Raw genomic sequence first — 8,529 nt, forward strand, 5'->3', positions numbered from 1 at the left:
CATCGCGGGTACGTCCGTCCGCGATATCACCCGCTGCCCGGCCGCCCGACCCGTTACCCTGGTCCGGTGCTCACCCTCTTGTCCGGTTCCTCCGTGTTCGGCGCCCATGTGATCGACTGCGTCGCGTGGGTGACCGGGATGCTCGGCGCGGCGCCGGGCCGGGTGGGAGCGATCGGCTCGCGCATCGAGGCCGTGGTCGCGGACTGGGGGTGGTTCGGTCCGGCGGGCGAGATGACCGAGCGCATCGCGTACACCCCGCTGAGGGTCGCCCTCGCACTCTTCCTCGTCACCGCGGTGGCCGCTGTCGCCGCGCTCGTGTCGAGCCTCCTGACCCGCCGGAACCGGTGAGACGGCGGGGTCAGAGCCCCGCGACCAGGTTGACGACGGCGCCGATGATCACGGTCCCGAACATGTAGGACAGCAGGGCGTGGCCCAGCGCCGTCCGGCGGATCGTGCCCGACGTCACGTTGGTGTCGGAGATCGCGAAGCTCATCCCGACCGTGAACGCCACGTACATGAAGTCGAGGTACCGCGGCGGCTCGGCCTGGTTGAAGTCGATGCCGCCGTCGACGCCCGTGTAGTACTGCCGCGCGTAGGCCAGCCCGAACAAGGTGTGGACGGCGGCCCACGAGATCGCGACGCTCCCCACGGCGAACACCGCGGTGAGCGCCTGCGCGCTCTTGTCGGCGGGAGAGGCGAGCAGCAGGAGCCCGACCCCGACGAGACTCACGACCGCCGCCGCCAGGATGAACAGGTGCGCCACCCGCCGGGACGGTTCCTCACGCGTGGCATGGCTTGCGGTCACCCGGGCGTCCATGGGCGCGATGACGGCCCAGGTCCACACGACGAACAGCAGGGCGGCGACGCTCCAGCCCGCGAGGACCGCGAACCGCGGGTAGCCCTGCGTACCGAGCCAGGTCCCGACGGCCACGCCGACCAGGGCCCCGGCCGCCAGACGCCACCCGGGCCCGGGTCCGAGCCGGTCGCGGGGGACGGGGCCGGAGGGCAGGTCCGGGCGGGAGGGCGTCACGCGGTCAGTCAACCACCGGCCGCGCGGCCCGGCGCGTCGGCCGGACTCGTCCTGCGGCGTCCGCGGCTACGCCCCCTCGGCGAGGTACCGGAGCTGCGCCCGGACGCTCTGCCGTGCCGCGGGAAGCAGGCCGGGAGCGACGTCGCCGTAGACCGTGGCGGTCACGTCGTCGACGAGCGTCTCCGTGACCGAGTCGCGCGCTCGGTCCCCGAGCGCCGTGCGCACCTGCGCGAGCCTGGCTTCCCTGTGCTCGCGGTACGTCCGCACGACGGCGGACAGGTCGCCCAGGTGCGGGCCGTGCGCGGGCAGGACCGTCGCGGCGCCGAGCGACCCGAGCACGTCGAGGCTCGTGAGGTAGTCGCGGAGCGACCCGTCGGGCTCGGCGATGACCGTGGTGCCGCGACCAAGGACGGTGTCGCCCGTGAGGACGCTGCCGTGCGACCCGTCTCCGGGGAGGTGGAAGCTCGTCGAGTCGCCCGTGTGCCCGGGAGTCGCGAGGACCTCGATCTGCAGCCCGGCCGCGTGGATCGTCTCGCCGCCCCGCAACGGCGTCGCCTCCTGGGAACGAGCCGGGTGGCAGTGCGCCGGGTCCGCGGCACGGACGGGCGCGCCCGTGAGCGCGGCGAAGCGTGCCGCTCCTGCGGTGTGGTCGGCGTGACGGTGCGTGATCAGGACGACCTCGACGCGCGGGCCGGCGGCCAGGGCGGTGAGGTGAGCGACGTCGTCGGGCCCGGGGTCGACGACCACGCGCGAGCGCGCCCCCGGTGCGGCCAGGACGTAGGACCTGGTCCCGTCGAGCGTCATGGGGCCGGGGTTGGGGGCGAGCAGCACCGAGGCCAGGTCCGTGACGCGGACGGGCCCGCCCGACGGCGCCGCACCGGCGGGCGGGCTGGTGCGGTCGTCGCTCGGTGGGGTCACGGGATCAGTCGCCGAGCGCGGCCGCGAGCAGCTCGAGCGTCTGCGTGCGCCCGGGCGTCGCGTCGAGCGACTCGTCGGCCCGCGACGCCGCGACGGGCACGACCATGACCTCGTCGACGCCGTGCCGGGCGGCGAGCTCGCGCACGCGACGGGCGGCAGCCTGGGGCTCGTCGACGATCCAGCGGTCGAGCATCTCGTCGGCCATCTGGGACGTGAGCCCGTCGAGCGGCGTCGACGCGGCGTCCTCGACCGTCTCCTGGGCGCCCAGCGGCTTCCCCGAGCGCAGGCGGGCCATCATGCGCGCCTGCGGCAGGGCGCGGGCGCGGGCCTCGTCGAGCGTCGGGGCGACCGACACGTTGACCGTCAGGAACGTCTCCGGCGCGGGGTGCTCGGCCGACGGGCGGTAGCCGTCGCGGTAGAGCGCGAGGATCTCGTCGATGCCGGCGCCCGAGAAGTGGTTGGCGAACACGTACGGCAGGCCGAGCTCTGCGGCGAGCCGCGCGGAGTAGTCGCTCGACCCGAGCAGCCACACGGTCGGCACCGTCTCGGCGGCCGGGGTCGCGTGGACGTCGTAGACCTGGCCCGTCGTGAGGCGGACCGAGGCGCCCTCGGCGCTCATGAGCGAGCGGATGTCCTGGACGTGCTGGGGGAAGCGGTCGACGTCGGACGTCGGGCCGCTGCTGCGCAGCAGTGCGGTGACGACGGGGTCGCTGCCGGGCGCGCGCCCGATGCCCAGGTCGATGCGCCCCGGGGCCATGGCCTCCAGGACCGCGAACTGCTCGGCGACGACGAGGGGTGCGTGGTTGGGGAGCATGACGCCGCCCGACCCGACGCGGATCCGCTCGGTCACCGCTGCAGCCGCCGAGATCATGACGGGCGGTGCCGAGGCCGCGACCGCGGGCATGTTGTGGTGCTCGGCGAACCAGTAGCGCGTGAAGCCGAGGCGGTCGGCGAGGCGCACGAGGTCCAGGGAGGCGGCGATGGCCTGGGCGGAGGACTGTCCCGAGCGGACGGGGACGAGGTCGAGGACGGAGAGGCGCGGCGAGGTAGTCATCGCCTGGTGCAACCCCGGGATACGGCCGGGGTATTCCTGCGCGGCCGCTGGGTGCGGAGCAGCTGTCGTCGATCGCTCGATCGGACGACTGCTCCGCACCCGGCGCGTGGCCCGTGAGGGGCTAGCGTGCGGCGAGCGCCTGCTCGACGTCCTCGATGAGGTCGAGCGGGTCCTCGAGGCCGATCGACAGGCGCACGGTCGTCTCCGCGATCCCGACGGCGGCACGCCCGTCCGGACCCAGCTTGCGGTGCGTCGTGGTCGCCGGGTGCGTGATGAGCGACTTGGCGTCGCCCAGGTTGTTCGAGATGTCCACGACCCGCAGGGCGTCGAGGAACTGGAACGTGCGCTTCTTGAGGAGCTCGGGGTCGGTGCGCGGGTCGTCGGCGCCCAGCACGTCGAGGTTGAACGTCACGACCGTCCCGCCACCGCTCTGCTGGGCCTTGGCGAGCTCGACCTGCGGGTGCGAGGCCAGGAACGGGTAGCGCACGGCCGTGACGCCCGGCAGCTCCTCGAGGGCCGTCGCGACCTGGAGGGCCGAGGCGTTCTGCGCCTTGACGCGCACCGAGAGGGTCTCGAGCCCCTTGACCAGGACCCACGCGTTGAACGCGCTGAGCGACGGGCCGGTGTTGCGGATGAAGGTCTGGACCGGTCCCTTGACGTACTCCTCGGAGCCCAGGATCGCGCCGCCCAGCACGCGCCCCTGTCCGTCGATGTGCTTGGTCGCCGAGTACACGACGACGTCGGCGCCGAGCTCGAGCGGCTTCTGCAGCACGGGGGTCGCGAACACGTTGTCGAGCACGACGACGGCACCCGCGGCGTGCGCGAGGTCGCTCACCCGGCGCACGTCGATCACGTCCTGCATGGGGTTGGACGGGGTCTCGAAGAAGACGACGTCCGCGGGGGTCGACAGCGCCTCCTCCCACTGCGAGAGGACGTGGCCGTCGACGTAGTCGGTGCGCACGCCCCACTTGGCGAAGATCTCGTCGAAGATCACGAGCGACGAGCCGAACAGCGCGCGGGCCGCGACGATGCGCGACCCGGCGCCGACCAGCGCCGCGAGCGAGGTGAAGACCGCGGACATGCCCGACGCGGTCGCGTAGCAGGCCTCGGCGCCCTCGATGAGGCGCAGCCGCTCCTCGAACGTGTGCACCGTCGGGTTGCCGTAGCGCGAGTAGATGAAGCGGTCGACCTCGCCTGTGAACGCGGCCTCGGCCTCGGCGGCGCTCCCGTACACGTAGCCCTGCGTGAGGAAGAGCGCCTCGCTCGTCTCCTCGAAGTTGGTGCGGGCGTGGCCGCCGCGCACGGCGAGCGTGTCGGGGCGGACCGAGCGGGGGAGCGGGCCACGACCCGAGCCGCCCGGGATGCCGGCGGGGATGCGGAGCACGCCGTCCCCGGTCGCGGCGCTCACGACTGCGTCCAAGGCAGGCCCGCGGCGCGCCAGCCGTCGGAGCCGCGGTGGCCGGTGCCGTCGAGCGCTCCCTCGAAACCCTCGAGGACGTTGTACGCGGGGCCAAGCCCCGCGGCGGTCGCGGCCTTGGCCGCGCCGATCGAGCGGGCTCCCGAGCGGCACAGGAAGACGACCGGACGCTCAGGGCTCAACCCGGCCGCGGTGAGCTCCGCGACGAACGCCGGGTTGGGGCGGCCCGTGACGTCGACCCACTGGGTCAGGACCGGTTCGCGGCCCGTCGAGGCAAGATCGGGGACCCCGACGAAGCGCCACTCGGCGTCGGTGCGGACGTCCACGAGGACGGCGCTCGGGTCGCTCTGGAGCAGGGCCCACGCCTGCTGGGGCGTGATGTCCCCGGCGTAGCCGTCGGCAGGCCGGGCGTCGGGGACCGGGGCAGCGGTCGCGCGGTCGGGGGCACTCATGGTGATCCTCCATCGGTCGTGGCGGTAGCACCCTCGCCCGTCACCGGGGGGTTGCTGCGGCGTCATCGTGCCAAGTCACTCAGCCGCTCTGGATGGTTGCGTCGGATCGTACGCCACCGTGACCACGGAAAAGAACAGGTGTCTCGCAGGGTGGTCGGGCTAGGTTCCTGCGCATGAGCGACCTCCCCGCACCGGACCACGAGGTAGAGGAATCCCGTCGAGACGGAGGGCCAGGGGGCTCTACCTCGACGCAAGCCCTCTACCTCGCGGCGCCCGACCAGGCCGAGGAGCCCCTGGCCGGCGGGAACTCGACGACGGTCGTGCGCAGCGGCGACACCGTCCGCCGGACCGCGGGGCCCTGGACGCCCACGGTCCAGGCGCTCCTGCGGCACCTGCGAGCACAGGGCGTCACCGAGGTACCCGAGCCGCTGGGAACCGACGACCAGGGGCGAGAGGTGCTGTCGTTCCTCCCCGGTGACGTCGGGAACTACCCGTTGCCCCCGTGGGTCTGGGACGACGCGGTGCTCCGGGATGCGGGCGCGCTGCTGCGGCGCGTGCACGACGCGAGCGTCGGGTTCCTCGACACAGGCGCCGCCGCCCTCGTCCCCGACGCCCCGCCGGCCCCTGTCTGGCAGACCGCACCGCACGAGCCCGCCGAGGTCGTGTGCCACAACGACGTCGCCCCGTACAACATGGTCTTCCGCGACGGAACCCTCGTGGGGCTCATCGACTTCGACACCGCGAGCCCCGGCCCCCGGATCTGGGACCTGGCCTACCTCGGCTACCGGCTCGCGCCCCTCGTGGCGGACGCAGGGGAGTCGGAGGGGAGCGACGTCGTCGGGCGGCTGGACCCGATGGCGCGGCTCGACGCCCTGGTCTCCGCGTACGGGATGCCGTACTCGCGCCGCGAGGTCCTGACCACCGTCGTCGCGCGGCTCGACGAGCTCGCGGCGTTCACGGACGAGCGGGCGACCGCGACCGGTCGGGCCGACTTCCGGGAGCACGCGGCCATGTACCGGGCCGACGCGCGGCGCGCGCAGGCGCTCGCGGACGCGTCCTCGGCCTCGCCCGTCCTGCCCGCCTGACAGACCACCCTGACCACGATCCGAGACGCGGTGCCCACCGGTTGACACGCTCCGCGCGCCTCGACCATCCTGGACACCAGGTCATGAGTGCCAGCGCAAAACCCCGGTTTGCTGGCCGGCAACCCTCCTCCGCGGTGGGGTGCCCCGGGTGACGACCAGGTCCCTCTCTATCTGGAGGGGGGCAAGCGCGGAGGGGCCGGCACGGCGAACTCCGACGACCACCGGAGGACGTGCCATGAGCGCACACGCAGTCATCGAAGCACCCACCTCGTGTGCCGTGCTGCCCGTCGTGGGCAGCGACACCCTGGTCCCCCTCGTCGACGGGCGCAGCGTCCCGTACGCGAACCTCGACGTCGCGGCCTCGGCCCCGGCGCTCCAGGTCGTGGCCGACCGGGTCACCGAGGTCCTGCCGCTGTACGCGAGCGTGCACCGCGGCGCGGGCTACCTGTCCCAGGTGTCGACGGCCCTCTACGAGGCCGCGCGCCAGACCATCGGCGCGTTCGTCGGCGCGCGCGAGGACGACGTCACGATCGTCACGCGCAACACCACGGACTCCCTCAACCTCCTCGCGGGCTGCGTCCCGGCCCGGGCCGACGGCTCGCCAGGGCGTGTGCTCGTCCTCGACGTCGAGCACCACGCGAACCTCCTGCCCTGGCAGCGCACGGGCGGCGCCACGGTCCTGGTCGGCGGTGCGACGGTCGCCGAGACCCTGTCCGGGCTGCGCGCCGAGCTGTCGCGCTTCCCGTACGCGCTCGTCGCGGTCACGGGCGCGTCGAACGTCACGGGCGAGTCGCTGCCGCTCGCCGAGGTCGTGACCGCGGCGCACGACGCCGGCGCGCGCGTCCTGCTCGACGGCGCCCAGCTCGTCCCGCACCGGGGCGTCTCGCTCGCCGCGACCGACGTGGACTACGTCGCGTTCTCGGGGCACAAGACCTACGCGCCGTTCGGTGCGGGCGCTCTCGTCGGTCGCCGCGACTGGCTCGACACCGGCACGCCCTACCTCGCCGGTGGTGGCGCGGTCCGCAACGTCACGCTCGACGGCACCACGTGGCAGAGCGCCCCGGCACGGCACGAGGCCGGGTCGCCCAACGTGATCGGCGCGGTCGCGCTCGCCTCCGCGTGCGACGCGCTCGCGGCCCTCGAGCCCGGCGTGCTCGTCGCGCACGAGACCGAGCTGCGGGCCCGGCTCGTCGCGGGGCTCGAGGCGATCGACGGCGTGCGCGTCGTGCGGGCCTGGGCCGACGCCGTCGACCCGGTGGGGGTCGTGACGTTCTCGGTCGACGGCTCCGACGCGGGGCTCGTCGCGGCCTACCTGTCGGCCGAGCACGGCATCGGCGTGCGTGACGGCCGCTTCTGCGCGCACCCGCTCCTGGCCCGGCTGGGCTTCCCGGCCGGGGCGATCAGGGCGTCGATCGGGGTCGGCACGACGGGCGAGGAGATCGACCGTCTCGTCACCGCGCTGCGCACCTGGGTGAGCGAGGGGGCCAAGGCCCGGTACGAGGTCGTGGACGGCTGCTGGGTCGTGAGCGACGACCCGCGTCCGCTCTTGCAGGTCGCGGGGCTGTCGGGCCTGTTCGCGACGGCCGCCGCAGGCAACATCACGGCCGCCGTGGGCTGCGGACCGGCCCCCGCCTGAGCGCCCTCTGACCTGCGGAGACGCTGCCTGGAGCGCAACGTTCACCGGTCCGTCACCCTGTCGTTCACGAACGACCGCTCCGTGGTCTTGGCGGCGACGCCTGCGTGTGTTCTGATATGCGCTGTGCAGCACGATGTCCACCTTGAAGGCCACGGGTTCCGCCTCGAACCCCTGGCTGTCGCGCACGCCGGTGCGCTGGCCCAGATCGTCGATCCGTCGATGTGGGCAGGCATGAGTACGACCCTCCCCGAGGGGGAGGTCGGGATGGTGAACTTCATCGAGGACACCCGCGCCACCCGCGCGCTGACGGCCTTCGCCGTCGTCGACGCGGGCTCGGGTCTCGTGGTGGGGAGCACCGCTTTCCGTGACCTGTCGCTCGACGACAGGCGCGTGGAGATCGGGCGGACCTTCTACGCCCGTTCCACGTGGGGGAGCCTCGTCAACCCGGTTTCGAAATGGTTGCTGCTCCGACATGCGTTCGAGTCGTGGGACGTGCACCGCGTGGGGTTCCGGGTGGACGCGCGCAACGCGCGCTCGCTCGCCGCGATGCGTCGCCTCGGCGCGTACGAGGAGGGCGTCATGCGTGGTCATCGCACGGCTCCCGACGGGACCCGGGCCGACTCGGTGTGCTTCTCGATCCTGGCGCACGAGTGGGCGGGCGTCGAGCTCGGCCTGCTCGACCGGATCGCGAGCCCGCGCATCGTGCCCGTGCTCGGCCCGGTCGGGCTGACCGACGCCGGGGCGCCCGACGCCGGGGAGCTCGGGGCCGAGGTGCCTGTGGGGCCGCCGGTCCTCACGGTGGTGCCGCCCGTCGGCGAGGTCCCGCTCGGGGTCGGCTTCGGCGTCGTGGCCGGCCCGGCCGACCTCGCCGTGGTCCCCGACCTTCCCCCGGTCATCGCGCTCTGACCTTCTCCGCGTACACCCTGTCCACAGCACC

General features: G+C 73.7%; 9 protein-coding genes and 2 riboswitches. Of the genes, 4 read left to right on the top strand and 5 right to left on the bottom strand.

The features are described 5' to 3' along the window. Positions 1-66: 66 nt before the first annotated feature. The gene (locus ACFRCR_RS14080) at positions 67-348 is read left to right on the top strand and encodes a hypothetical protein (RefSeq protein ID WP_377678367.1); all 282 of its coding nucleotides are present in this window, start codon (positions 67-69) and stop codon (positions 346-348) included. Positions 349-358: 10 nt separating this feature from the next. Here ACFRCR_RS14080 and ACFRCR_RS14085 read toward each other — a convergent pair whose 3' ends face one another. The 5 genes from ACFRCR_RS14085 to ACFRCR_RS14105 form a co-directional block, all read right to left on the bottom strand. Next, positions 359-1,030 carry a DUF1345 domain-containing protein gene (locus tag ACFRCR_RS14085; protein ID WP_377678369.1) on the bottom strand — a complete coding sequence of 224 codons (672 nt, stop codon included), beginning with the start codon at positions 1,028-1,030 and terminating at the stop codon, positions 359-361. Between the two features lie 66 nt (positions 1,031-1,096). Then, the gene (locus ACFRCR_RS14090) at positions 1,097-1,948 is read right to left on the bottom strand and encodes an MBL fold metallo-hydrolase (protein WP_377678371.1); all 852 of its coding nucleotides are present in this window, start codon (positions 1,946-1,948) and stop codon (positions 1,097-1,099) included. Positions 1,949-1,952: 4 nt separating this feature from the next. Beyond that, positions 1,953-3,002 carry an LLM class flavin-dependent oxidoreductase gene (locus ACFRCR_RS14095; protein WP_377678372.1) on the bottom strand — a complete coding sequence of 350 codons (1,050 nt, stop codon included), beginning with the start codon at positions 3,000-3,002 and terminating at the stop codon, positions 1,953-1,955. A 121-nt stretch (positions 3,003-3,123) separates the two neighbouring features. After that, positions 3,124-4,386: an O-succinylhomoserine sulfhydrylase gene (locus ACFRCR_RS14100; protein WP_377678380.1), complete on the bottom strand. Its 1,263-nt coding sequence runs from the start codon at positions 4,384-4,386 to the stop codon at positions 3,124-3,126. A 20-nt stretch (positions 4,387-4,406) separates the two neighbouring features. Then, the gene (locus ACFRCR_RS14105) at positions 4,407-4,871 is read right to left on the bottom strand and encodes a rhodanese-like domain-containing protein (RefSeq protein ID WP_377678374.1); all 465 of its coding nucleotides are present in this window, start codon (positions 4,869-4,871) and stop codon (positions 4,407-4,409) included. A gap of 6 nt (positions 4,872-4,877) precedes the next feature. Beyond that, a riboswitch (SAM riboswitch) is annotated at positions 4,878-4,970 on the bottom strand. A 74-nt stretch (positions 4,971-5,044) separates the two neighbouring features. Here ACFRCR_RS14105 and ACFRCR_RS14110 point away from each other — a divergent pair. From ACFRCR_RS14110 to ACFRCR_RS14120, 3 genes are all read left to right on the top strand, one after another. Continuing rightward, positions 5,045-5,956 carry a phosphotransferase enzyme family protein gene (locus ACFRCR_RS14110; protein WP_377678376.1) on the top strand — a complete coding sequence of 304 codons (912 nt, stop codon included), beginning with the start codon at positions 5,045-5,047 and terminating at the stop codon, positions 5,954-5,956. Between the two features lie 79 nt (positions 5,957-6,035). Beyond that, positions 6,036-6,150, top strand: a riboswitch (SAM riboswitch). A gap of 41 nt (positions 6,151-6,191) precedes the next feature. After that, the gene (locus ACFRCR_RS14115; RefSeq protein ID WP_377678377.1) at positions 6,192-7,592 is read left to right on the top strand and encodes an aminotransferase class V-fold PLP-dependent enzyme; all 1,401 of its coding nucleotides are present in this window, start codon (positions 6,192-6,194) and stop codon (positions 7,590-7,592) included. A gap of 123 nt (positions 7,593-7,715) precedes the next feature. Next, the gene (locus ACFRCR_RS14120) at positions 7,716-8,498 is read left to right on the top strand and encodes a GNAT family N-acetyltransferase (protein ID WP_377678378.1); all 783 of its coding nucleotides are present in this window, start codon (positions 7,716-7,718) and stop codon (positions 8,496-8,498) included. The last annotated feature ends 31 nt before the right edge of the window (positions 8,499-8,529 follow it).

It is taken from the genome of Oerskovia sp. NPDC056781 (assembly GCF_042789955.1).
Classification (GTDB): domain Bacteria; phylum Actinomycetota; class Actinomycetes; order Actinomycetales; family Cellulomonadaceae; genus Oerskovia; species Oerskovia rustica.

Coding starts and splice junctions, on each gene's coding strand:
- ACFRCR_RS14115 (WP_377678377.1), top strand. CDS start 6,192: ATGAGCGCACACGCAGTCATCGAAGCACCCACCTCGTGTGCCGTGCTG.
- ACFRCR_RS14105 (WP_377678374.1), bottom strand. CDS start 4,871: ATGAGTGCCCCCGACCGCGCGACCGCTGCCCCGGTCCCCGACGCCCGG.
- ACFRCR_RS14095 (WP_377678372.1), bottom strand. CDS start 3,002: ATGACTACCTCGCCGCGCCTCTCCGTCCTCGACCTCGTCCCCGTCCGC.
- ACFRCR_RS14110 (WP_377678376.1), top strand. CDS start 5,045: ATGAGCGACCTCCCCGCACCGGACCACGAGGTAGAGGAATCCCGTCGA.